The sequence below is a fragment of the Pseudomonas sp. SIMBA_067 genome, assembly GCF_046534675.1.
Taxonomy (GTDB): domain Bacteria; phylum Pseudomonadota; class Gammaproteobacteria; order Pseudomonadales; family Pseudomonadaceae; genus Aquipseudomonas; species Aquipseudomonas putida.
Genome location: NZ_JAWRYH010000696.1, coordinates 1 through 260 on the forward strand (window position 1 = coordinate 1; position 260 = coordinate 260).

1 pseudogene is annotated in these 260 nt (G+C 65.0%); it reads right to left on the reverse strand.

Annotated elements, in window-relative coordinates:
• Positions 1 to 260, reverse strand: a pseudogene (locus tag SB765_RS30930) (xanthine dehydrogenase family protein molybdopterin-binding subunit); the annotation flags it as partial.

Below are 260 nucleotides of genomic sequence, written 5' to 3' on the forward strand. Positions count from 1 at the left end.
AGAGCACTCGATCATTGAACAAGGGCCGAAACGGCGAGCCCTCGGCAGGGTCGGCATCGCTGTAGTCGTCGTCATAACTGGAGATAGGCGGACGATGGCCATGGTCGAGCACGGCGATAACCCCGGGCACGCGCATGGCCAGCGAGATGTCGATTTCGAGAACCCGACCGCGCGCGATGGTACTGGACACGACGCTGCCGTGCAGCAGGCCCGTCTCGGGGTATTCGCCCGCATAGCGGGCCTGCCCGGTGACCTTCGCC